This window comes from Paracoccus sp. L-17 (genome assembly GCF_056857655.1).
On record NZ_JBSXNM010000046.1, the window covers coordinates 65,554 to 88,639 of the forward strand.

At 67.9% G+C, this 23,086-nt stretch carries 23 protein-coding genes; 12 read left to right on the forward strand and 11 right to left on the reverse strand.

Going from position 1 to position 23,086, the window contains the following annotated elements:
• Window positions 1-9: 9 nt before the first annotated feature.
• Window positions 10-1,230 (reverse strand): histidine kinase dimerization/phospho-acceptor domain-containing protein, encoded by a 1,221-nt coding sequence (locus AC13CR_RS17190; RefSeq protein WP_292955250.1) that lies wholly within the window; start codon window positions 1,228-1,230, stop codon window positions 10-12.
• Window positions 1,227-1,880, reverse strand: a complete 654-nt coding sequence (locus AC13CR_RS17195) for a response regulator transcription factor (RefSeq protein ID WP_292955253.1) — start codon at window positions 1,878-1,880, stop codon at window positions 1,227-1,229. The genes AC13CR_RS17190 and AC13CR_RS17195 overlap by 4 nt, the downstream gene beginning before the upstream one ends.
• 151 nt (window positions 1,881-2,031) lie before the next feature.
• Here AC13CR_RS17195 and AC13CR_RS17200 point away from each other — a divergent pair, with 151 nt between their 5' ends.
• The 4 genes from AC13CR_RS17200 to AC13CR_RS17215 are packed head-to-tail and all read left to right on the forward strand — an operon-like array spanning window position 2,032 to window position 5,685.
• Window positions 2,032-2,322, forward strand: a complete 291-nt coding sequence (locus AC13CR_RS17200) for a lipid-A-disaccharide synthase N-terminal domain-containing protein (RefSeq protein WP_414692158.1) — start codon at window positions 2,032-2,034, stop codon at window positions 2,320-2,322.
• Window positions 2,319-3,872, forward strand: coding sequence for a glycosyltransferase family 39 protein (locus AC13CR_RS17205; RefSeq protein ID WP_292978606.1), 1,554 nt, complete (start codon window positions 2,319-2,321; stop codon window positions 3,870-3,872). Before AC13CR_RS17200 ends, AC13CR_RS17205 begins: the two co-directional genes overlap by 4 nt.
• Window positions 3,869-4,675, forward strand: a complete 807-nt coding sequence (locus tag AC13CR_RS17210) for a glycosyltransferase family 2 protein (protein ID WP_292978604.1) — start codon at window positions 3,869-3,871, stop codon at window positions 4,673-4,675. The genes AC13CR_RS17205 and AC13CR_RS17210 overlap by 4 nt, the downstream gene beginning before the upstream one ends.
• Entirely contained in the window at window positions 4,672-5,685 is a 1,014-nt protein-coding gene (locus AC13CR_RS17215; RefSeq protein WP_292955262.1) for an NAD-dependent epimerase/dehydratase family protein, read from the forward strand. The genes AC13CR_RS17210 and AC13CR_RS17215 overlap by 4 nt, the downstream gene beginning before the upstream one ends.
• A 94-nt stretch (window positions 5,686-5,779) precedes the next feature.
• Here the strand turns inward: AC13CR_RS17215 and AC13CR_RS17220 are convergent, their stop codons facing one another.
• The gene (locus AC13CR_RS17220) at window positions 5,780-6,223 is read right to left on the reverse strand and encodes an iron-sulfur cluster assembly scaffold protein (protein ID WP_482900917.1); all 444 of its coding nucleotides are present in this window, start codon (window positions 6,221-6,223) and stop codon (window positions 5,780-5,782) included.
• 62 nt (window positions 6,224-6,285) lie between these two features.
• Here AC13CR_RS17220 and hisI point away from each other — a divergent pair, with 62 nt between their 5' ends.
• A complete protein-coding gene (gene hisI / locus AC13CR_RS17225) occupies window positions 6,286-6,645 on the forward strand; it encodes a phosphoribosyl-AMP cyclohydrolase (RefSeq protein ID WP_335661433.1) in 360 nt (119 codons plus the stop codon).
• 63 nt (window positions 6,646-6,708) lie between these two features.
• Here the strand turns inward: hisI and gluQRS are convergent, their stop codons facing one another.
• The 3 genes from gluQRS to AC13CR_RS17240 form a co-directional block, all read right to left on the reverse strand.
• The gene (gluQRS, locus tag AC13CR_RS17230) at window positions 6,709-7,554 is read right to left on the reverse strand and encodes a tRNA glutamyl-Q(34) synthetase GluQRS (RefSeq protein WP_292955271.1); all 846 of its coding nucleotides are present in this window, start codon (window positions 7,552-7,554) and stop codon (window positions 6,709-6,711) included.
• Window positions 7,536-8,873 carry a methylenetetrahydrofolate--tRNA-(uracil(54)-C(5))-methyltransferase (FADH(2)-oxidizing) TrmFO gene (gene trmFO, locus AC13CR_RS17235; protein ID WP_482900918.1) on the reverse strand — a complete coding sequence of 446 codons (1,338 nt, stop codon included), beginning with the start codon at window positions 8,871-8,873 and terminating at the stop codon, window positions 7,536-7,538. Before trmFO ends, gluQRS begins: the two co-directional genes overlap by 19 nt.
• 120 nt (window positions 8,874-8,993) lie before the next feature.
• Window positions 8,994-9,641, reverse strand: a complete 648-nt coding sequence (locus tag AC13CR_RS17240) for a 50S ribosomal protein L25/general stress protein Ctc (RefSeq protein WP_292955277.1) — start codon at window positions 9,639-9,641, stop codon at window positions 8,994-8,996.
• 184 nt (window positions 9,642-9,825) lie between these two features.
• Here AC13CR_RS17240 and AC13CR_RS17245 point away from each other — a divergent pair, with 184 nt between their 5' ends.
• Together AC13CR_RS17245 and AC13CR_RS17250 are read left to right on the forward strand one after the other, a co-directional pair.
• Window positions 9,826-11,427: a GMC family oxidoreductase gene (locus tag AC13CR_RS17245; RefSeq protein ID WP_292978344.1), complete on the forward strand. Its 1,602-nt coding sequence runs from the start codon at window positions 9,826-9,828 to the stop codon at window positions 11,425-11,427.
• A 58-nt stretch (window positions 11,428-11,485) separates the two neighbouring features.
• Window positions 11,486-13,201, forward strand: coding sequence for an amidohydrolase family protein (locus tag AC13CR_RS17250; protein ID WP_292978342.1), 1,716 nt, complete (start codon window positions 11,486-11,488; stop codon window positions 13,199-13,201).
• Here AC13CR_RS17250 and AC13CR_RS17255 read toward each other — a convergent pair.
• Complete coding sequence (locus AC13CR_RS17255) at window positions 13,198-14,517, reverse strand: GH1 family beta-glucosidase (RefSeq protein WP_292955286.1); 1,320 nt, start codon at window positions 14,515-14,517, stop codon at window positions 13,198-13,200. The genes AC13CR_RS17250 and AC13CR_RS17255 overlap by 4 nt on opposite strands.
• A 148-nt stretch (window positions 14,518-14,665) precedes the next feature.
• On the opposite strand from AC13CR_RS17255, the gene AC13CR_RS17260 reads away from it, so the two are divergent.
• Entirely contained in the window at window positions 14,666-15,091 is a 426-nt protein-coding gene (locus tag AC13CR_RS17260; RefSeq protein ID WP_292955289.1) for a Fur family transcriptional regulator, read from the forward strand.
• A gap of 55 nt (window positions 15,092-15,146) precedes the next feature.
• On the forward strand, window positions 15,147-15,515 hold the full coding sequence (locus AC13CR_RS17265; RefSeq protein ID WP_292955292.1) for a YigZ family protein: 369 nt from the start codon (window positions 15,147-15,149) through the stop codon (window positions 15,513-15,515).
• Window positions 15,516-15,668: 153 nt separating this feature from the next.
• Here the strand turns inward: AC13CR_RS17265 and AC13CR_RS17270 are convergent, their stop codons facing one another.
• From AC13CR_RS17270 to AC13CR_RS17285, 4 genes are all read right to left on the reverse strand, one after another.
• Window positions 15,669-16,793, reverse strand: coding sequence for a TRAP transporter substrate-binding protein (locus tag AC13CR_RS17270; RefSeq protein WP_292955611.1), 1,125 nt, complete (start codon window positions 16,791-16,793; stop codon window positions 15,669-15,671).
• Window positions 16,794-17,015: 222 nt separating this feature from the next.
• The gene (gene eno, locus AC13CR_RS17275; protein WP_292955295.1) at window positions 17,016-18,290 is read right to left on the reverse strand and encodes a phosphopyruvate hydratase; all 1,275 of its coding nucleotides are present in this window, start codon (window positions 18,288-18,290) and stop codon (window positions 17,016-17,018) included.
• Window positions 18,291-18,357: 67 nt separating this feature from the next.
• Window positions 18,358-19,041, reverse strand: coding sequence for an endonuclease/exonuclease/phosphatase family protein (locus tag AC13CR_RS17280; RefSeq protein ID WP_348670548.1), 684 nt, complete (start codon window positions 19,039-19,041; stop codon window positions 18,358-18,360).
• An 84-nt stretch (window positions 19,042-19,125) separates the two neighbouring features.
• On the reverse strand, window positions 19,126-20,526 hold the full coding sequence (locus tag AC13CR_RS17285) for a protein adenylyltransferase SelO (RefSeq protein WP_292955298.1): 1,401 nt from the start codon (window positions 20,524-20,526) through the stop codon (window positions 19,126-19,128).
• 103 nt (window positions 20,527-20,629) lie between these two features.
• Between AC13CR_RS17285 and obgE the strand changes: the two genes are divergently transcribed.
• Genes obgE through AC13CR_RS17300 form a run of 3 tightly spaced genes read left to right on the forward strand, consistent with a single transcriptional unit; the run spans window position 20,630 to window position 23,063 of the window.
• Window positions 20,630-21,664, forward strand: a complete 1,035-nt coding sequence (gene obgE, locus AC13CR_RS17290) for a GTPase ObgE (RefSeq protein WP_292955301.1) — start codon at window positions 20,630-20,632, stop codon at window positions 21,662-21,664.
• A complete protein-coding gene (gene proB / locus AC13CR_RS17295; protein ID WP_446232450.1) occupies window positions 21,652-22,764 on the forward strand; it encodes a glutamate 5-kinase in 1,113 nt (370 codons plus the stop codon). The genes obgE and proB overlap by 13 nt, the downstream gene beginning before the upstream one ends.
• Window positions 22,764-23,063, forward strand: a complete 300-nt coding sequence (locus tag AC13CR_RS17300; RefSeq protein WP_292955307.1) for an Rdx family protein — start codon at window positions 22,764-22,766, stop codon at window positions 23,061-23,063. Before proB ends, AC13CR_RS17300 begins: the two co-directional genes overlap by 1 nt.
• Window positions 23,064-23,086 lie beyond the last annotated feature (23 nt).

Here is a 23,086-nt window from a genome sequence, read left to right on the forward strand (position 1 = left end):
ACCGGAAACTCAGGCCGGGCGCGCGATGGCCGTGAAATCCATCCGCACCCGCGCCTCGCCCTCCTGGATCGAAAAGGACAGCGCCACGCCGCTGCGTTCGGCGATCTTCCGGATGATCGTCATGCCCAGGCCGACACCCTCGGAATCGGGCGATTTGCGGAACGTGCCCTGCCGGAATCCGGCCGAGGCGGCGACGGGGTTGCGGATCTCCAGCACCGGGCCGGGGCGCAGCCTGGCGCGGACCGGGCCGGTTCCGTGATCGGCGGCGTTGCGGATGACGTTGCCGATCATCAGCGCCGCCGCATCGGGATGCATCGCCACCTGTGCGACCTCCAGATCGCCGTCATCGAAGGCCGGCGCGGGCCTTTGCTCGGCGATCATCATGCGCAGGACGACAACCAGATCGCAGCCCGCCTCGTTCGCGATCCCGGCCTCGGCGCGGGACAATTCCAGAAGCCGTTCCACGATCCGCCCAAGCCGGCCGATGGCGCGGTCGATCTGCCTGGGCGCTTCGGCATCCGCGCGCCCCGCGACCATCAACTGCGCCTGCGCCGAGGCCGCCGCCAGCGGCGTGCGCAATTCATGTGCGGCATGGGTCGCGAATTGCCGTTCCGCCTCGACATACTGACCGATGCGGCCCAGATAGCCGTTCAGCGCGTCGGGGATCGGGATCAGCTCCTCGGGCAGGTCGGCGGCGGCGACAGGCGACAGGTCATCCGCCCGTCTGCCGCCCAGCGAACGGGCAAAGCGCAGTGCGGGCGTCAACGCGCCCGTCACCGTCATCCTCACGATCCACAGCACGAGCCCCAGCACCGGCAACATCAGAAGCACCAATCCTCCGATGCTTTCCAGCAATTCGTCGCGCCGCCATTCGTTGCTTTGACCCAGTTCGACCGCGATCCCGTCCGCGGGGCGCGACAGGCGATAGATGCGCCAGCCGCCGCTGCTGCGGGGCCCGTCCGCCTGCTGCCGCGGCCATGGCGCATCGCCCTGTTCGCCGGCCGGCGTCACGATGCGGTAGGCCGGGAAAACCGTTCTGTCCGCGGCGGTGAAATCGCCGCCCGTCGCCAGAACGACCCGGGCGGAATCGCGCAGGATATCGTCCATGAACTCGGTCATCTCGCGGGACAGGAACAGCATCGTCAGCGCCATCCCGCACAGCCATCCCAGGCTGACGCCCAGAACCAGCCGGCGGACCAGACGCCCGCGCAGGGACCAGCCGCGCCTCACGGGATCAGATAGCCCAGGCCGCGCCGGGTCTCGATCAGCCGCGCACCCAGCTTGGCGCGCAGGCGCGAAACATAGACCTCAACGGCGTTGCCCTCGATCTCGTCGCCAAAGGAATACAGCCGTTCCTCCAGCGCCCGCCGCGACATGACCCGCCCGCGCGAGGCCAGAAGCGCATCGAACAGCGCCCATTCCCGCGAGGTCAGGCGAATTTCGCCCTCGTCGCGGAACAGCCGGGCGGCGCCGCGGTCGATGCGCAGATCGCCCAGGCGCAGCTGCACCGCCGGATCGCCGTCGGCGCGGCGGGCATGTGCGCGCAGGCGGGCGTCCAGCTCGCCCAGATCGAAGGGCTTGACGACATAATCGTCGGCGCCCGAATCCAGCCCCTCGATCCGGTCGCTGATCTGGTCATGGGCGCTGGCGATGATCACCGGCACCCGGTTGCCCGACGCCCTGATGTCGCGCAGAAGCCGCAATCCGGATCCGTCCGGCAGGGCCAGATCCAGCACGATCGCGTCATATACGGCCACGTCCAGCGCATCGCGGGCCTCGGACAGGGAGGCGGCGTGATCGACGGCATGGGCGCCGCCGCGCAGGAACCGCACCACCGCATCGGCAAGATCCGGCCCGTCCTCGACCAGCAGAATCCGCATGAGCCCCTCGTTTCATTCATTGCCCGGCCGGATTGATATGGCGGGCATTCCGGTCCAATATCAATCGAGGGGTCAGAAGAAAAGCGCGCGGCTGTAAGGAAGGAGCAAGGTTGCCTACCTACCGCGAACGCCAAAAAGGCAGGAATTCATTTTGCAACTGAACGTCAACATGATCTGGCTTGCCGTGGGGCTGCTGGGGCAGGCGCTGTTTTCGGCACGCTTCCTGGTCCAGTGGCTGGCCAGCGAGCGCAAGCGGCAAAGCATCATCCCCGTGGCCTTCTGGTGGCTGTCGCTGTGCGGCGGTGCCACGCTGCTGGCCTATGCGCTGTGGCGGCGCGATCCTGTCTTCATTCTCGGGCAGGGCATGGGGCTGTTCGTCTATACCCGCAACCTGATCCTGATCCGCCGCCATGTCCGCAGCCTCGCCGAGGCCGGTGCATGAGACCTTCCATCTGGTCCGCGACGCTGCTGTTCGCGCTGACGGTGCTGACGCTGATCCTGCTGCGCCCGCTGACGCCGATCGACGAGACGCGCTACGTCGCCGCCGCCTGGGAGATGTATCAGGGCGGATCGGCGCTGGTGCCGCATCTGAACGGGGCGCTCTATGCGCAGAAGCCGCCGCTGCTGTTCTGGCTGATCGATCTGGTCTGGCTGATGGGCGGTGTCTCGACGCTGGGCGCGCGGCTGGTCGCGCCGGCCTTCGCGGTGGCGGCGGTGGCGCTGACCGGGCTGCTGGCACGGCGCCTGTGGCCCGGAGATCCGGCGCGGGCGGCCCGGGCGGCGCTGATCCTGGCGGTCTCGCCGGTGTTTCTGCTGTTCGGCTCGACCACGATGTTCGATTCGATTCTGACGGTGGCGACGCTGTGGGCGATGCTGGCGATGCTTTGGGCATGGCGAAGGCCGGACCGCTGGACCCCGTTCCTCGCGCTCGGCGCGGCCATTGCGCTTGGGGTCTATGCCAAGGGACCGGTGATCCTGATCCATGTCCTGCCGGTCGCGCTGACCGCGCCGCTCTGGGCCGGGCGGGAACTGCCGGCCTGGCGCTGGTATCGCGGTGTCGGGCTGTCGATCCTGACGGCGCTTGCGCTTGTGGCGCTGTGGTTGGTGCCGGCGCTGATCCTGGGCGGCGAGGAATACCGAACCGAGGTCCTGTGGCGGCAGAGCGCGGGGCGGGTGGTGTCGTCCTTTGCGCACCAGCGGCCGTTCTGGTTCTTCCTGGCCATGCTGCCCCTGTTCCTGTGGCCCTTCGGCTGGACGCTGCCGGGATTGCGGGCGCTGCGTCCATCGGCGCTGACCGGAAGCGCGCCGGGTCGATTCCTGTCGATCTGGTTCATTGGCACGCTGCTGGCGTTTTCCCTGATCAGCGGCAAGCAGACGCATTATCTGCTGCCGGAACTGCCCGCGCTTGCGCTGCTTCTGTCGGGGGCGGGGTCTTTCGCGCCACGTCGGCCGCGCGATCTGTGGCAGGCGCTGCCGGTCTTCGCGCTGATGCTGCTGATCGTCGTGGCGGCGTCGGGTCAGTTGCCCGCGCTGCGGGCCTTGCCCTTCCGGATTCCGCTTTGGGCGGCGGGGCTGGGGCTGGTCGTCGCCGCCATCGGCATCGCGGGGTTCCTGCGCCTGCGGGCCGGGCTGGTGGCGCTGGCGGCCCTGCCGCTATCGGCCATGCTGGGGCTGCATTTCGCGGCCCAGCCGCTGCTGTTCGCGCGGTATGACGTCAACGCCATCGCCCGCGCGATCCAGCCCTATGACGCGACCGGTATCGCGATTACCGACGGGCGCTATCACGCCCAGTTCAACTTTGCCGCCAGACTGCGCCAACCCGTCGCGCAGGTCACCGATCCGCAGGCCGCGGCCGACTGGATTGCCGGCCATCCCGACGGCATTCTTCTGAGCCTCGATCCGGTGCCGCCGCCGGGAACCCGGCCGGTCGCGCGCTTCCCCTATCGCAGCGATACCTATACGCTGTTCCGGCCCGACAAGGCTGTTCGATGAGCGCACTGGTATCCATCATCCTGCCCGCCCGGGACGAGGCGGGCAGCATCACCCAGGTCGTGACCGGGATCGCCGAGGTGATGGCCGGCACCCCCCACGAGGTCGTGGTGGTGGATGATGCCTCGACCGACAACACGCGGGCGGTGCTGCGGGAACTGGCCGGTCGTATGCCGCAATTGCTGGTGATGTGCCATGATCGCCCCTGCGGCCAGTCCGCGGCGATCCGGACCGGCGTCCTGGCCGCCAGCGGCAGCCTTGTCGCAACGCTGGACGCGGATGGTCAGAACCCGCCCGCGAACCTGCCGGGCCTGCTGGCGCCGCTGCTGACGGATCCGGCGCGGGGGCGCATCGGTCTGGTCCAGGGCCAGCGGGTGGACCGGCGCGACACCTGGTCGAAACGATGGGCCTCGCATGCGGCGAACCGGATCCGGGGCGGCCTGCTGCGAGACGGGGTCAGCGACAGCGGCTGCGGCCTGAAGGCCTTTCCGCGCAAGGTCTATATGGACCTGCCCTTTTTCGACCACATCCACCGCTTCATGCCCGCCATGGTCCGCCGCGAGGGATGGGAGGTCGTGGTGGTGCCCGTCACCCATGCCGAACGACGCAGCGGCCGGTCGAAATACGGCAATCTTCAGCGCGCCCTGGTCGGGGCGGTCGATCTGCTGGGGGCGGCATGGCTGATTCGCCGCCGCAAGCTGCCGGTGGCGCATCGCCTGCAAGCCGGGTCTCCGGGAATCGCCGGTCCGGGGCCCGAGGCGGCGGCGGACCCTGTTTCCCCCCTGATGACGGAGGCCATGCGGTGAAAGTTCTCGTTACCGGCGCGGCAGGTTTCATCGGCTTTCACCTCGCCTGCCTGCTTCTGGACGAAGGCGCCGAGGTCGTCGGCCTCGACAGCCACAACGATTATTACGATCCGCGCCTGAAAGCCGCGCGCGAAGCGGTGCTGAGCGAACGGCCCGGCTACGTCGCGGTGCGCGGCAAGGTCGAGCAGCCGGGCCTGCTGGCCGATCTGTTCCGCACCCATCGGCCCGATATCGTCGTCCATCTTGCGGCCCAGGCGGGCGTTCGCCATTCCATCGACAATCCCCGCGCCTATGCCGAGGCCAATCTGGCCGGCACCTTCGAGGTCCTGGAGGCGGCGCGGCTGCAGCCGCCGGTGCATCTGCTGATGGCTTCCAGCAGTTCGGTCTATGGTGCGAACCAGAGGATGCCCTATCGAGAAACCGACCAGGTGGACCATCCGCTGTCCTTCTATGCCGCGACCAAGAAGGCGAACGAGACGATGGCCCACTCGCACGCCCATATTCACGGGCTGGCGATCACGATGTTCCGCTTCTTCACGGTCTACGGCCCCTGGGGCCGGCCCGACATGGCCCCGCATCTGTTCACCTCGGCGCTGTTCGAGGATCGGCCGATCCGGGTCTTCAATCATGGCCGGATGCGGCGCGACTTTACCTACGTCGCGGATCTGGTCCGCGGGATTCGGCGGCTGATGGATTGTCCGCCGGGACGCGGCGACGATCCGGTCTGCGAGGGCGACAGCCTGTCGCCGGTCGCGCCATGGCGGGTGGTCAATATCGGCAATGGCCAGCCTGTCGAGCTGATGGACTTCATCGCCGCGCTGGAAGATGCCGCCGGACGAAAGGCCCGGCTGGACATGCAGCCGATGCAACAGGGCGACGTGCCCGCCACCTGGGCCGACGCCGAATTGTTGCGCGCGCTGACAGGGGACGCGCCACGAACCGACATTGCCGAGGGCACCGCCCGCTATGTCGAATGGTATCGCGACTATTACGGCGTGGACCGGAACTGACGACGCACCGGTCCGCGCTGAAATCGCGATCGGACTCGCCGTCGAAAAAAGCCGGAACGGTTCCGCGAGGGGCGCGTCCCCCGGCGGGGTCCGTTCAGACGTCGGCCAGCGCCTGATCCATGGCGTCCAGTGTCGCCTCCCATGCCAGCAGGATCGAGGCGTGGCGGTTGGGAAAATCGCGCGCGGGCAGCAATGCCTCGAGATCCGCGAAAGGCGCCGAGGGGGGCGGCGCATCCTCTTTCAGCATGGCGCGAAGCTGGTCGCGCGTGGCCGCGATCTCGGCCCGGTCGCGACCGATCACCGCCTGACCCAGCACCGAGGCCGAGGCCTGGCCAAGCGCGCAGGCCCGCACCTCCTGCGCGAAATCGGCGATGCGGCCGTCGCTTACCGCCACGTGTACCGTCACCGAGGATCCGCATTGCGGCGAACGGCGCATGGCGCTGGCATCCGGCTGACGCAGCTTTCCCTGATGCGGAATCGCGGTGGTCAGCGCCAGAATACGGCGCGAATAAAGCTGCATCAGGTCGCTGTCGGCCATTCGTCCTTCCCCCCGGCGGGTGTCCGACCTAGATAGGAAGCGTTGTCGCGAAAGGAAACCCGATGTTCGATCCGGCCAGCCTAAAATACGATGCCGATGGGCTGATCCCCTGCATCGCGCAGGATCACGCCAATGGCGAGGTGCTGATGATGGCCTGGATGAACGCCCGATCCCTTGCGCGGACGCTGGACACGGGGCGCATGACCTACTGGTCGCGCTCGCGCGCCGCGTTCTGGGCCAAGGGCGACACGTCGGGTCATGTGCAGATGCTGGTCGAGCTGCGGGTGGATTGCGACCGCGATTGCCTGCTGGCGCTTGTCGAACAGACCGGACCGGCCTGTCACACCGACCGGCGCAGTTGTTTCTACACGGCGCTGCGCGAGGGCGACGAGGTCGAGATCATGGCGCCACTGAAGGCCTAGCGGCGCACGCCGCCGCCCCGTCATTGCAGCGAAATCCTGGTCCCGCGTCACGACCGGGACCGTTCAAAGGTCCAGCAGGCGGCGGATGTCATCGGGGGTGGCGCCCTCGTCGCGGTAATGGCGGATGGCGCGGGCATCGTCGCGCTTGGCCAGGCGTCTGCCCCCGTCGTCGCGGATCAGCCGGTGGTGATGATAGAGCGGCGTCGGCAGATCCAGCAGGCGTTGCAGCAGCACGTGGATCCATGTCGATTCGAACAGATCCTTGCCGCGCGTAACCTTGGTGATGCCCTGCGCCGCATCATCCAGCACCACGGCCAGGTGATACGATGTGCCCATGCCGCGCCGGGACAGGATCACGTCGCCGATCCGGGCCGCGAAGTCCTCTTTCGACAAATCGTGGTCCGTGCCGGGAAGGACCACCTCGTCACGAAAGGCGATCCGGTCGGTCGCCAATGCCTCGAAGGCGCGCGCCGCGTCCAGGCGGATGACGTCGCCGGACCCGGCCCCGGCCATCGCGCGGTGCCGGCAGGTGCCGGGATAGATCAGCCCGTCGGGGCCCGCGGGCAGCGCGCCTTCCTGTGGGGCCGACAGGGCCGCGCGGATGTCGCCGCGCCGGCAGCGGCAGGGATAGCAGAACGGCGCAAGGCGGATCAAGGCGGCCCGGTAGGCCGGCATCCGGTCGGATTGACGCATCACCGGTCGCGGCCAGTCCAGGCCCAGCCAGGCCAGATCGTCGAAGATCGCGGTTTCGTATTCCGTCTTGCAGCGGTCGCGGTCGATATCCTCGATCCGCAAAAGGAAGCGGCCGGTTCCCGCCTCGCGGGCGGCGATCAGGGCCGCATAGGCGTGGCCCAGATGCAGCAGGCCGGTGGGCGAGGGGGCAAAGCGGGTTACTGCGTCGCCAGCCATGCCCGGAAATCATCCTTGGCGCGCTGCGTATAGGCCGGGTAGCGGTCCTTGCGCCCCTTGCGGCCTCCGCGTGCCTCGTCCAGCGGCGGGAACAGGCCGAAATTGACGTTCATCGGCTGGAAGGTCCTGGCCTCGGCGCCGCCGGTGATGTGGTTGACCAGCGCGCCCATCGCGGTGGTGAAGGGCGGCGGCGCCAGATCCGCGTCCCGCGCGCGGGCGGCGGCCATGCGGCCGGCCAGCAGGCCCATCGCGGCACTTTCGACATAGCCTTCGACGCCGGTGACCTGTCCGGCAAAACGCAGGTTCGGGCGTGTCCGCAGGCGCATCCGGTCGTCCAGCAGCGTGGGCGAATTGAGAAAGGAATTGCGGTGGATTCCGCCCAGCCTCGCGAAACCGGCATTTTCGAGGCCGGGGATCATGCGCAAGACCCGGGTCTGTTCGCCGTATTTCATCTTGGTCTGAAAGCCGACGATATTATAAAGCGTTCCCAATGCGTTATCACGACGAAGCTGGACGACCGCATAAGCCTTTTCCTGCGGCTTGTGCGCATTCGTCAGTCCCACGGGCTTCATCGGGCCATGGCGCAGGGTTTCGCGTCCGCGTTCGGCCATCACCTCGATCGGCAGGCAGCCGTCGAAATAGCCGGCCGTTTCACCCTCGTGGAATTCGGTCTTCTCGGCGGCCAGCAGCGCGTCGATGAAGGCTTCGTATTCCGGCCGGGTCATCGGGCAATTGATATAGGCGCGACGCTCGGCCTCGGTTTCGCCCTTGTCATAGCGGCTCTGTTCCCAGGCCACGGACATGTCGATCGTGTCGGCGTGCACGATCGGGGCGATGGCGTCGAAAAAGGCCAGCGCCTCGGTCCCGGTGACGGCCCGGATGGCGCCCGCCAGCGCCTCCGAGGTCAGCGGGCCGGTTGCCACGATCCAGTTGCCGTCCCGGGGCAGTTCGGTGATCTCGTCCTCGCGGATCTCGATCAGCGGATCGGCGCGCAGCGCGGCGGTGACGGCTTGCGAGAACGCCTCGCGGTCCACGGCCAGCGCGCCGCCGGCGGGCAGGCGGTGGCGGTCGGCCATGGCCATGATCAGCCCGCCGGCCGCGCGCATTTCCCAATGCAGCTGACCCACCGCATTCATCACGTCGTCATCGGACCGGAAGCTGTTCGAACAGACCATCTCGGCGCAATCGCCGGTCTTGTGGGCGAAGGTGGCGACGCGGGGGCGCATCTCGTGCAGGATCACCGGCACGCCGGCGCGGGCCGCCTGCCAGGCGGCCTCGGATCCGGCCAGGCCGGCGCCGATGATGTGAACGGGCTGCATGAGGCACCTCTGGGTCGGGCGGAATGGCGCATCTGCTAGCAGCGGATGGCCGAAAAGAAAAGGGCGGCGCCAGCGGCACCGCCCCCCTGCATCAACCGGGCCCCGAAAGAGGCCGGGCGATCATTCTTCGGCTTCGGCCGTCTCTTCAGTGCTTTCGGCCTCGTCGGCTTTCTCGTCCGCATCATCGCTGGAACGCAGTGCCGACGGCGCGGCGATGTTGGCGATGGCGAAGTTGCGTTCGATCGTCGGCGTCGCGCCGGCCGGCAGCGTGACATCGTGGATATGGATGCCGTCACCGACTTCCAGACCCGACAGATCGACGGTGATGTGATCGGGGATATCACCCGCGGTCACGACCAGTTCGACCTCGGGGCGCACCGTCACCAGCGTGCCGCCCTTGCGCAGGCCGGGGCAGTTCTCGTGGCCGACGAATTCGACCGGGATGAACAGGTTCACCTTCGAGGTGCGGCGCAGGCGCATGAAGTCGATATGGATCGGCAGATCCTTCACGATGTCCTTCTGCACGGCGCGGCAGATGACGCGCACGTCGTCCTGACCATCGACCTTCAGGTTCCACAGCGTGGACATGAAGCGACCGGCACGCAGCTTGGTCAGCAGATTGTTGAATTCGAACGCGACGGCGACCGGTTCCTTGTGGTCTCCATACACGATGCCGGGCACCTTGCCTTCGCGGCGAGCTTGGCGGGCGGCCCCCTTGCCTGTCCCCGCGCGTGCCTCGGCCACCAGATCCGGGATCTCTTTGGCCATGATATCCATTCCTGTAACAGTTGTTGACGCCGCCATCCTCCAAGGGTGCATGGCGACAGAGCCGGGCCTATAGCGCAGGCCGGCCGGGATGTGAAGGGGGCAATCGCCGCTGCGCGCGCGGGCCTCGCGGTTTGCTTGCCGGCTGGCCGGCCGGCCGCTAGCGTTGCGGCGGAAGGACGAGGGGATGCAGGATTTCGGCGACTACGATTTCATCGTCATCGGCGCGGGATCTGCGGGCTGCGTGCTGGCCAACCGCCTGTCCGCCAATCCGCGAAACCGCGTCCTGCTGCTGGAGGCGGGCGGTCATGACAACCGCTTCTGGGTCCATGTGCCGATGGGCTATCTTCATGCGATGGGCAATCCGGGTCTCGACTGGTGCTACCGGACCGAACCCGAGCCGGGACTGAACGGCCGCCGCCTGAACTATCCGCGCGGTCGGGTTCTGGGCGGCTGTTCCTCGATCAACGGCATGATCTACATGCGCGGGCAGGCCACCGATTACGACCGCTGGCGGCAGGCGGGCAACCCCGGCTGGGGCTGGGACGACGTGTTGCCCTGTTTTCGCCGCAGCGAACGTCACTACGGCCCCGCCGACGACCATCACGGCGACCGGGGCGAGATGCGGGTCGCGCAGCAGCGGCTGCGATGGCCGATCCTGGAAGCCGTGGCCGAGGCCGCGCAAGAGATGGGGCTGCCCGCCTGCGCGGATTTCAATCGTGGCGACAACGAAGGCGTGGGTTATTTCCCCGTCACCCAGAGGCGCGGCCTGCGATGGAACGCACGCAAGGCGTTTCTGGACCCGGTGCGGGGCCGGCCCAACCTGCGGATCGAGACCGACGCCCAGGTGCGGCGCCTGACCTTCGCGGGCCGCCGCGCGGCGGGCGTGATCTTCACCCAGGGCGGCCGGCAGCGCCTTGCCCGGGTCAGGTCCGAGATCGTTCTGGCGGCAGGCGCGATCAATTCGCCTGCGCTGCTGGAACTCAGCGGCATCGGTCAGGCCGGACGGCTGGCGGGTCTGGGAATCGCGCCGATCCACGATCTGCCCGGCGTGGGCGAGAACCTTCAGGACCATCTGCAATTGCGGATGGTGTTCCGGATCAGCGGCGCGAAGACGCTGAACGACTGCGCGCGCGGTCTGCTGGGCAAGGCCGGGATCGCGTTGGAATACGCCTTGCGGCGAAGCGGGCCGATGTCGATGGCGCCCAGCCAGTTGGGCATCTTCGCGAAATCCTCCGAGGCGTTCGAGACCGCGAATATCGAATATCATGTGCAGCCGCTGTCGCTGGACCGTTTTGGCGAGCCGCTGCACGATTTTCCGGGGCTGACCGTCTCGGTCTGCAATCTCAGGCCCGAAAGCGCGGGCGCGGTTCACGTCACCAGCAACGATCCGGGGGCGGCGCCCGCCATCGCGCCGCGCTATCTTTCCGCCCCGGCCGACCGGCAGGTGGCCGTCGACAGCTTGCGCCATGCCCGGCGGCTGATGGCCACCGCCCGCATGTCCGCCTTCCAGCCGCAGGAACTGAAGCCCGGTCCGGACCTGACCAGCGATGCCGACCTGATCCGCGCGGCCGGCGATGTCGGAACGACCATCTTCCATCCGGTCGGTACGACGAAGATGGGCACCGATCCGATGGCCGTGGTCGATCCGGAACTGCGCGTCCACGGGATCGGCGGTCTGCGGGTGGTCGATGCGGGGATCATGCCGACGATCGTCTCGGGCAATACCCATGCCCCGGTGACGATGATCGCCGAAAAGGCCGCCCGGATGATCCTGCCTTCCCCATGATGCACGGTATCACGCGCTTGTGATCCATGCTAATCTGGCTCCAGCAGCCTTTGCCGAGATGCCCGTGCCCAGCCGCCGACAGCTTTTGCGCCTTGTCCTGTCCACGACCGCGCTGGCCGGTTGCGGCATTTCGGGCGTGATCCGGCCGGGGCCGGTCACGACGCTGCCGGGGATCCCGATCGACGCCCATCTGCATCTGTTCAACGGCGCGGATGTTCCGGTTCTGGGCTGGCTGGATCAGGTCGATTTCACCGCCGAATCCGGAGGCAGCCTGCCCGATGTCACGAAATCGCCGCTGATCCGGCTGATCGTCAGCTTCCTGGCCAGCACCACCCGCACCGCCGAAGATGAACTGGCCGATCTGCCCGCCCGGCTGCCCACGCCCTCGACCGACAGGATGCGCGACGAGGGCGTGGATCGGCTGGCCGGGTTTCTGGCTGCCTATCGCGCCGAAACGGCCGCCGTGGCCGGGCCATCGGCGGCGATGGCACTGCTGCCGGCGACGGATCGCGAAAGGCTTGCCCAGGACGAGGCGCTGTTCGCCGACCTCGCCGCCGCCGCCGGTCTTGACGAGCCCGCAATCCCGCCGCAGCCGGTGATCGAGCAGGCGCCCCCGGCAGCGGCCCGGACCAGCCGTCCCGCGGCGGCCCCGCCCGTCGCCGGCGGCACGGCCCTGCCGGGTCTCGCGCGCCGTCAGGCACGCCAGATCGCGGAAGGGCTTTATGATCCGCGCAATCAGGCTGGCGATCCGCTGAAACAGACGCTTGCGGGAATGATGCAATGGGCCGAACTGATGACGCGCGACCGCGCACGGATCGTGGCGCAGGCGATCAATCTCTATGGCCGTCCGGGCGAGGTGCAGGTCTTTGCCAATCAGCTGCTGGATCTGGCTTACTGGCTGAAGGCACGCGAGGTGAAGCAATCCGATCCCGATGCGCTGATCCGGCTGTTCGCGGAAATCTCGGCCCGCCGCAGCGATGTGCTGATCCTGAATTTCGTGGGCTTCTGCCCGCTTCGCGCTGCGATCGAGGGCGATGTCGCCCATGAACGGGTTCGTCGCGCCGTCGCCGAACACGGCTTTGCCGGCGTGAAACTGTATCCGCCGATGGGCTTCAAGCCGCTGGAGAATGCCGGCATCGGTTTCGGCCATGCCCGCGCCCGGCCCGCCGGCGGCGGCGCGGCCCTCGATCGCGAACTGCGCCGGCTTTATGGCTGGTGCCAGGCCAATGATGTCTCGATCGCGGCCCATGCCTCGGCCAGTATGGGCGCCGGGCCGGGCACCGCAGCCTATTCCGCACCCTGGCTCTGGGCACCTGCCTTGCGCGAATTCCCCGATCTGAGGGTCAGCCTGGCGCATTTCGGCGGCTTCGGCGGTCACGGCAATCCGCAATGGGAGACCGAACTGATCGGGATGCTGGACGATTTCCCGAACCTGTTCTTCGATACCGGCTTCTGGACCGAGGCAATGGCCGGCGCCGCCACACGGCCGGCCGCGCTGGCCACGACCCGGCACCTGTTCGAGGCCGAGCCGCTGGCGGGCGAACGGATGCTATACGGCAGCGACTGGTCGATGATCGCCCGGATGCCGGCCCATCCGGCCTATCTGGCCGGGCTCGGCAGTTTCGCGGAGGAATTGACCGGCGGCGGTGCGCCCGCCCGCGCGATCATGGGCGACAATGCACGACGCTGGCTGGGCCTGGATCGCGACGGCCTGCAAAAGGCGCGGCTGGCGCGGTTCCATGGCGACCATCCTGTCTGGCGGCGGCTGGCCTAGCGGTCCGGTCCCAGCATTCGGCGAAAGGCGTGCCAGCTTGCCTTGGGCGTGCGCGCCATGGTCGTGTAGTCGACATGGACAAGGCCGAAACGGGGACCATAGCCGAAGGCCCATTCATAATTGTCCAGCAGCGACCAGTAGAAGAAACCGCGCAGGTTGACGCCCTGATCCATCGCCGCGCGGGCGGCGCGCAGATGATCGCCGATAAAGGCCACGCGCGGCATGTCGTCGGTCACGTCCGGCCCGGCCGCCAGCGACATGCCGTTTTCGGTGACGTAGACCGGCAGATCCCCCACATGGTCGCGCGACAGGCGGATCAGGAATTCGGTCAATCCCTCGGGACGGATTTCCCAGCCCATCTGCGTCTTGGGCAGGGGCCCGTCGCTGTCCGCGTTGTTGGGCCAGTGGCCCGGGGCGTGACCATGCAACTTGCGGGTGTAGTAATTGACGCCCAGCCAGTCCAGCGGCGCTGCGACGAGATCCATGTCCTGCTGCCAGCCCTCGGGCAGATGAGGGCCGATTCCGGCCATCGCAGCCTCGGGATAGGGCTGGCCGGTGACGGCGCGGATGAACCATTGGTTATAAATCGCGTCCTGCGTCGCGGCCGAGGCTGCGGCCTGGGCGCTGTCGTCGCGCGGCTGCGCGGTCTCGAAGTTCAGCACGATGCCCAGATTGCCCGCGCCGTCGGCCCGCAGCGCGCGGGACGCCGTGCCATGGGCCAGAAGAACGTGATGCATGGCGCGGCTGGCGGCGCGGATGTCGCGCAGGCCCGGAGCGTGGTGGCCCAGGAAATGCGACAGCCAGGCGATGCACCAGGGCTCGTTCAGGGTGGCGGTCGCGGCAAGCCGGTCACCCAGCCGGGCATGGACCAGCCGCGCATAGTCTGTGAACCAGCCGGCGACGTCGCGATTGCGCCAGCCGCCCTTGTCGGCCAGCGCGGCGGGCAGATCCCAGTGATAGAGCGTCGCGAAGGGCTGCAGGCCGCGTTCCAGCATCCCGTCCACCAGGCGATCATAGAAATCCAGCGCCTCCGGGTTGGGCGCGCGGCCATCGGGCATCACCCGCGCCCAGGATGTGGAAAAGCGATAGGCCCCGAAGCCGGCATCCCGCATCAGGTCGAGATCGGTTTGCCACAGGTGGTAGTGATCGCAGGCCCGCGCACCGCAGCTGCCGTCGATGACGTTGCCCGGCGTCGCCGCGAAGGTGTCCCAATGCGACGGTCCGGCCCCGCCGAAGGCCGAACCCTCGATCTGATAGGCGGCGGTGGCGGCCCCGAAAAGGAAACCGGGCGGAAAGTCGGATCGCTTGGGCAGCATCGGATGTCTCCTTCCTGATCCCGGCTTTGCCATGTCGCGGCGCCGGCGAAAAGAGGGGTCAGGCGGCCCGATTGCGTGCAGGCGGTCCTGCGGCCCCGGAAGATGAGAACCGGTTGCACCTGAATCCGCGATGCGGCATCAACGGAAGATGGGCGATCGGCGCGCGAGACAACTGGAAGCCGCTTTGCGCGACGCGGGCATCAGGGTGACACGGCAGCGCGCCGCCCTGCTGCGCGTGCTGGCGGCCAGCCAGGATCATCCGGACGCGGCCGAATTGCACCGGCGCGCCGCGGCGGCCGGGGTTTCGGTGTCGCTGGCGACGGTCTATCGGACGCTGAACGGTTTGCAGGCGCAGGGCGTGATCGAGAAGCTGGAATTCCAAGATCAGCCGGCGCGGTGGGAGGCCGCCGACCTGCGCCACCACCATCACATGATCGATGTCGAGACCGGGGCCGTGACCGAATTCACCAGCGACCGGATCGAGCGGTTGCAGGCCGAGATCGCGGCCGAGATGGGATATGACATCGTGCATCACCGGCTGGAACTCTATGTGCGGCGCAGGGGTGCGGTCTAGTCGGGCAGGCGCGCGTGCGCCGCGACCGGGCGGGACAACCGGAAAGAAAACGAGGATGCAGGTTTTCGACAGGATCATCGTCGATCGCGGGTCGCGATACGCGGTCTCGGGGGGGCGGGCGGCCAGCCGGGCCGAGGTCCGGGCGCTGCTGGCCGGTCTGAAACGGCAGAAGAAATTTGCGAAGGCCACCCATAACACCTGGGCCGCGATCCTGGATGGCGAACCGGTAAAGGACGACGATGGCGAGGCGGGCGCGGGGGCGCTGATCCTGCAGATGCTGGACCGGGCCGGGCTGGAAAACCATGTCGTGGTGGTTACGCGCTGGTATGGCGGCAAGCAACTGGGCGGCGACAGGTTTCGCCATGTCGCGGATGCGGTTCGGCTCTATCTGCGCGAAACGGGACTGGGCGATCCGCAAGCCTGAGACAAGGCCTGAGGCGGGACCGAAGGGTTCACCTTGCGGGATGCTTCGGCTTCGGCCCCGGCCGATGGTCGCGGGCAGGCGCGCGGCAGAGCCGGAAGAACCGCCGCGGGTTTCCCCGCGGCGGCGCCGTTCAGTCGCGATCCGAGGGCGGGATCAGCCGCCCTGCTGCGGGGCCAGCTTGCCGTTGCGCTGCTGGATCATCATGAAGGTGTCAAAGGTATATTCGGCGGTCTGGGCATAGAGATACCAGTCATCGCGGAATTGCAGCATGGCCTCATACTGTTTCTTGAAGGACTCGTTCTCGGCCGAAATCTCGGCATAGACCTCGCCCGCGGCCTCGAACGCCGCCGTCAGGATCTCCTCGCTGAAAGACCGCAACTGCGCGCCCGAACCGACCAGTTCCTTCAGCGCGGTCGGGTTCTTCATGTCGTATTTCGCCAGCATGTTCTGGTCGGTGGCCTGCGCGCAGGTCCGCACCAGAGACTTGTAGCCGTCCGGCAATTCATCCCATTTGGCCTTGTTGAAGAAGAAGCTGACGGTGGGCCCGCCCTCCCAGTAGCCCGGATAGTAATAATACGGCGCGACCTTCTGGAAACCCAGCTTGCTGTCGTCATAGGGACCGACCCATTCGGCCGCGTCGATCGTGCCCTTCTCCAGCGACGGATAGATGTCGCCGCCGGCGATCTGCTGCGGCACCACGCCCAGTTTCTCGACCACGCGCCCGGCCAGGCCGGCGATGCGCATCTTCAGCCCCTGAAGATCGGCCAGGGTCTTGATTTCCTTTCGATACCAGCCGCCGAACTGGACGCCGGTATTGCCGCCCGGGAAGCCGATCAGCCCGTATTTCTGAAGGAACTCATTGTAGTTTTCGATCCCGCCGCCCTGATACTGGTAGGCCGTCTTGGCCCGGGCGGAAAAGGTGAAGGGCAACTCGGCGCCGCAAGCGAAGGCCGGATCCTTGCCCCAGTTGTAATAGCCGACCGAATGGGCGGATTCGACGGTGCCGTCGGTCGCTGCATTGATCGCGTCAAGGCCGGGAACGATCTCGCCGGCCGCAAAGACCTGGATGGTGAACTTGCCGTCCGTGGCTTCTTTCAGCCGTGTCGACAATTCTTCCGCGCCGCCATAGATCGTGTCCAGCGACTTCGGAAAGGACGAGGCGAGGCGCCAGTTGATCGTCGGCATTTCCTGCGCGATGGCGGGTGCCGCCAGCGCAGTGCCCGCGGCGGCCGCAGCCCCGCCGACCGAGGCCCGCGTCAGAAAGGAACGGCGGTCCAGTGACTTGGATTCTTTCATGCATTCTCCTCCGCTGGGACGGGTGGAGCCTTGCGCCCCGGGATTTTCCCGCCCTGCATGGCGCCGCAGTTTAGCCCTGGATCGGCGTCTGTCGAGGGGGCAGGAGGATGATGTTTCCGGTATTTTCGACTGCCCTTGCGTCAAGGCTGCTGCCGCCGCCCGCGACATCGGAAAACGGGCGGCGGGGCGGCCGTGCCGCGCCTGTCAGCGCAGGATCGAGCGGCCGGCATATTCCGCCGTCGCCCCCAGCATTTCTTCGATCCGGATCAACTGGTTGTATTTCGCCAGCCGGTCGGATCGGGCGAGGCTGCCGGTCTTGATCTGGCCGCAATTGGTGGCCACGGCCAGATCGGCGATGGTCGCGTCCTCGGTCTCGCCGGAACGGTGCGACATGACGCTGGTATAGCCTGCGCGGTCGGCCATGCGCACGGCGTCCAGCGTTTCCGACAGCGTGCCGATCTGGTTGACCTTGACCAGCAGCGAATTGGCGCAGCCCTTTTCGATGCCCTCGGCCAGCCGTTCGGGATTGGTCACGAACAGGTCGTCGCCGACCAGTTGCACGCGTTCGCCCAGGCGATCGGTCAGCAGCTTCCAGCCGTCCCAATCATCCTCGGAACAGCCATCCTCGATCGAGAGGATCGGATAGGCGTCGCACAGGGCGGCGAGGTAATCGACGTTTTCCTGCGGCGACAGCGACTTGCCCTCGCCCTTCATCTCGTATTTGCCGCCCTTGAAATATTCGGTCGAGGCGCAGTCCAGCGCCAGCATGATGTCGTCGCCGGGCTTGTAGCCGGCCTTCTCGACCGCTTTCAGGATGAAATCCAGCGCATCGCGGGTGCTGGAAAGGTTCGGCGCAAAGCCGCCCTCGTCGCCGATCCCCGTGGACAGGCCCGCCGCGGACAATTCCTTCTTCAGCGTGTGAAAAATCTCTGATCCCATGCGCACGGCATCCCGGATCGAGCTTGCGCTGACCGGCATGATCATGAATTCCTGGATGTCGATCGGGTTATCGGCATGTTCGCCGCCATTGATGATGTTCATCATCGGCACCGGCAGGATCCGCGCCGAGGTGCCGCCGACATAGCGATACAGCGGCTGCATGGAATCCTCGGCCGCGACCTTGGCCACTGCCAGGCTGACGCCCAGGATCGCATTCGCGCCCAGCCGGCCCTTGTTGGGGGTGCCGTCCAGGTCGCACATCATCGCGTCGATGGCGCGTTGTTCGGATGCGTCCTCGCCGATCAGGTTTTCGGCAATCTCGCCATTGACGGCGGCCACGGCCTCCAGCACGCCCTTGCCCATGTAGCGCGCCTTGTCGCCGTCGCGCTTCTCGACCGCCTCATGCGCCCCGGTCGATGCGCCCGAGGGCACGGCGGCGCGGCCCATGGTGCCGTCCTCCAGCGTCACATCGACCTCGACGGTCGGATTGCCGCGGCTGTCCAGGATCTCGCGGGCGAAGATATCGATGATGGCAGACATGAAGCCCCTCCGTTGCTGTGTCGGCGCCTGCATACCCGCGAAGGCGGCAGGCCGAAAGCCGCTTTCGTCAGGGCAGGGCGATCTCGGCCCAGATCGGAAGGTGGTCCGAGGCGTCGCGCGCCCGTGCGCCCGCGAAGACGCCGCTGTCCAGCAGGTGCAGGTGCCGTGACATGGCGATCCGGTCCAGAGCCAGCCGGGGCAGGGGGGCGGGATACGAGGGGCCCGGCGCGATCACCCGGAATCCGGCCAGCGATTCCAGGCCGCGATCGTCGCGCCATTCGTTGAAATCGCCCATCATCACCACATGATCACCCGCGATCCGCGCCGCCTGCGCGGTGATGCGCTGCAACTGGGCCCGGCGCGAGGATCGCGCCAGACCCAGATGCATTCCGATCACCGTCAACCCCGGCAGCCGCACCGCCACGGCGCCGCGCGGCTCCAGCCCCGGCAGGGGCAGACGCCGGACGGTCGCGGCCGCGGCAAGATCCGGGCGCATGAGGATGGTCTGCCCATGCCAGCCCAGCGACTGTTCGCCGGTCCGACCGGTGATCTCGACCGCGACCAGCCCCGTGGCGTCGCGGATCAATCCGCGCGGCAGCGCCTCGGGGCGGGCACCGAAGCGGAAATCCACCTCCTGCAGGGCGATGATGTCGGGCCGCAGCGCGGCGATGACCGCCAGATTGCGCTCGGGCGCGTGGGGTCCGGTCACGCCCCGGCACTTGTGAAGATTGTAGCTTGCCAGTTTCAGCACCCGGCCCGTCCCCTCGCACTCTTTCAAAATACCTTGGGGGGAATCCTCTGCAAGAGGATGGGGGGCAACGCCCCCCCGCCGCCATCAGGTTCCGCAAAAAGTCTGTCTGACTGCCTGTTCCGGCAGCGGCGCCCGGGCCAGGTCGGCCCAGTCGGCGCGATCCTCGCGGGGGTGGGTCACGGCCAGGAAGAGATGTTCGAAGGGCGCCATGTCGCCGGCCACGGCCGAGGCGATGGCCGCCTCGATCCGGTGGTTGCGCGGAATGCGCCGCGGATTGGCATGGGCCATCAGCGCCGGGTCGGGATCGCTCCTTCGCCAGCCCTCTGCCCAGGCATCGAAGGCCGTCGGATCGGTGAATTCGTCGCGGGCGCCGCCATCGGCCAGCCCGGCGAAGACGCGCGTGAAATCCGCCCGTTCCCGCGCCATCAGCGTCAGCAGCCCTTCGGCCAGGTCCTTGACCGGCGCGACGCCCGTCAGTCCCAGCTTTTCTCCGAAACGCCGCAGCCACGCCGCCTCGTAGAGCGGCGCGAAGGCATGGACCGATCGGGTCGCGGCCTCGATCGCGGCATCGCGTTCGCCCATCAGCGGGATCAGGCAACTGGCCAGCTGCGCCAGATTCCAGACCGCGATCTGGGGCTGCTGCGCCCAGGCATAGCGGCCTGCGTGATCGATCGAGGAAAAGACCGTGTCGGGATGATAGCCGTCCATGAAGGCGCAGGGACCGTAATCGATGGTCTCGCCCGACACCGCCATGTTGTCGGTGTTCATCACGCCGTGGATGAAGCCCAGGGCCATCCAGGCGGCGATGGTTTCGGCCTGCCGGGCCACGATGTGATCCAGCAGCGACAGGGGACCGGTCGCCTGCGGATAATGCCGCGCGATGACGTGGTCGGTCAGCGCCGCCAGCCGCGCCTCATCACCCCTGACGGCGAAGAACTGGAAGGTGCCGACACGGATATGGCTGGCCGCGACGCGGGTCAGCACACCACCCGGAAAGCCGTTCTCGCGCCAGACCGTTTCGCCGGTCGCCACGGCCGCCAGCGCCCGCGTCGTCGGCACGCCCATCGCCGCCATGAATTCGCTGACCGCATATTCGCGCAGGACCGGCCCGATCCAGGCCCGCCCGTCGCCCTGACGCGAGAACGGCGTCCGGCCCGAGCCTTTCAGCTGGATGTCGAACCGCGCGCCGTCCGGCCCGACCACCTCGCCCAGCAGCACCGCCCGGCCGTCGCCCAACTGGGGCACGAAGCCGCCGAACTGATGGCCCGCATAGGCCTGGGCGATGGGCTCGGCCCCCTCCGGCATGGCATTGCCCGACAGCATCGCCACGCCCTCCGGCCCGCGCAGCCAATCCGCGTCCAGGCCCAGCCGATCCGCCAGCGGCTGGTTCAGCGCCAGCAGGCGCGGCGCGGGCACCGGGGTCGGATCGACACGCGCGAAGAACCCATCGGGCAGGCGGGCATAGCTGTTGTCGAAGTGGATCATGGCTGGCTCCTTCGACCTCTACATAGGCAGCGCGGGGCCTTTTGCCATCCCTTGCGCGCCGGTCCGCATCCGCGTATCGCGTGGGCGCAAAGGAGCCCGAGCCATGAAGTTTCTCGATCTCGCCAAGGTTCATATCCGCTCGGGCGGGGGGGGCGCGGGCTGCGTGTCGTTCCGGCGCGAGAAATTCATCGAATATGGCGGTCCCGACGGCGGCGATGGCGGCAGGGGCGGCGATGTCTGGGCCGAGGCCGCGCCCGGGCTGAACACGCTGATCGACTTTCGCTATCAGCAACATTTCTTCGCCCGGTCCGGTCAGCACGGCATGGGCAGCCAGATGACCGGCCGGTCGGGCGAGGATATCGTGCTGAGGGTGCCGGCCGGCACCGAGATCCTGGACGAGGACGGGGAAACGGTGATCGCGGATCTGACGGAACCGGGCAGCCGCGTGCTGCTGGCGCGCGGCGGCAATGGCGGCTGGGGCAACCTGCATTTCAAGACCTCGACCAACCGCGCGCCGCGCACCGCCAATCCCGGCCAGCCGGGGGTGGAACGCACTATCTGGCTGCGCCTGAAGCTGATCGCGGATGCGGGTCTGGTCGGCCTGCCCAATGCCGGCAAATCGACCTTTCTGGCCGCGGTGTCGAACGCGCGGCCGAAGATCGCGGACTACCCCTTCACGACGCTGCATCCCAACCTCGGCGTGGTCGGCATCGACGGGCGCGAATTCGTCATGGCCGACATTCCGGGCCTGATCGAAGGGGCCAGCGAGGGCCGGGGTCTGGGCGATCAGTTCCTGGGCCATGTCGAACGCAGCAACGTGCTGCTGCATCTGATCGATGGCACGTCCGGGGATGTGGGCGCGGATGCGCGCACCATCCTTGACGAACTGGCCGCCTATTCGCCGGTGCTGATGGCCAAGCCCCGCGTCACCGCGCTGAACAAGATCGATGCGCTGGACGATGACACCATCGCCGAACGCCAGGCGGTGCTGGAATCGCTGACCGGCGGCCCGGTCCACCTGATGTCGGGCGTCTCGAAACAGGGCGTGCCGCAGGTGCTGCGCGCCCTGTGGTCCGAGATCGCGCCATCGCGCGGGACCGGGGCGGAAGATCAACCCGAGGCGCCATGGCGGCCCTAGCCCCGTCGCTGCAACAGGCGCGCCGGCTGGTCGTCAAGATCGGCTCGGCCTTGCTGGTCGGCCCCGAGGGGCTGCGCGGCGATTGGCTGCGCGGGCTGTGCGACGACGTGGCGCGATGGCGCGCGCGCGGCACCGATGTGGTTCTGGTCTCGTCCGGGTCGATCGCGCTTGGCCGGCGGGTGCTGGAACTGCCTTCCGGCGCGCTGCCGCTGGAACAGGCGCAGGCAGCGGCGGCGGTGGGCCAGATCCGGCTGGCCCGCGCCTATGAGGAGGCGCTGGCCCCGCACGGGGTCAAGACCGCGCAGGTCCTGCTGACGCTGGAAGACAGCGCCGAGCGCCGCCGATACCTGAACAGCCGCGCGACGATGCAGACCTTGCTGGGCTTGGGCGTGGTGCCGATCGTGAACGAGAATGACACCGTGGCCACGGACGAGATCCGCTATGGCGACAATGACCGCCTTGCCGCGCAGATCGCCGTGACCTGCGGGGCCGACCAGCTGCTGCTGCTGTCGGATGTGGACGGGCTGTATACCGCCAATCCCAAGACCGATCCGCAGGCGCGCCATCTGCCGATCATCGCGCAGCTGACACCCGCGATCGAGGCAATGGGCGGCGATCCGGTCTCCGGCCTGTCCAGGGGCGGCATGAAAACCAAGCTGATGGCGGCGCGCACCGCCGTGGCCGGGGGCTGCGCGATGGTGATCGCCGAAGGGTCGGTCATGCGGCCGCTTTCGGCGGTGGCGGGCGGCGCGCGGTGCAGCTGGTTCCTGCCCGAGGGCGATCCCCAGGCCGCGCGCAAACGCTGGATCGCGGCGATGAAACCCAAGGGCGTTCTGACCGTCGATCAGGGCGCCGCCGAGGCGTTGCGCCGCGGCAAATCCCTGTTGCCCGCCGGCGTGTGCGCCGTCGCGGGCGATTTCGGGCGCGGCGATCCGGTCGCGATCGCGGGTCCGCAGGGCCAGACGCTGGGCACCGGCCTTGCCCGCTATACCGCCGACGAGGCCCGCCGGATCGCCGGCCACCGCTCGGCCGAGATCGAATCGCTGCTGGGCTATCCCGGCCGTGCCGCCCTGATTCATCGCGACGACATGGCCCTGTGATGACGGACCCGACCGCCGCCCGACGCGCGCATCTGGAGATCACCTATTGCACCGGCTGCAACTGGCTGCTTCGGGCGGGCTGGTACGCGCAGGAATGTCTGTCGACCTTCGGCCCTGATTTGCAGGTCACGATCATTCCCGACGACAGTGGTGGTGTCTTCCGCATCACGCTGGACGGCGGCGACATCTGGGAGCGTAGGCGCGATGGCGGATTTCCCGACATCCGGACCCTGAAACAGGCGATCCGCGACCGGATCGACCCCGGCCGCGCATTGGGACACCTGGACCGGCCGACCTGAGCCGGGTGCCGGCCGGGGCCGGG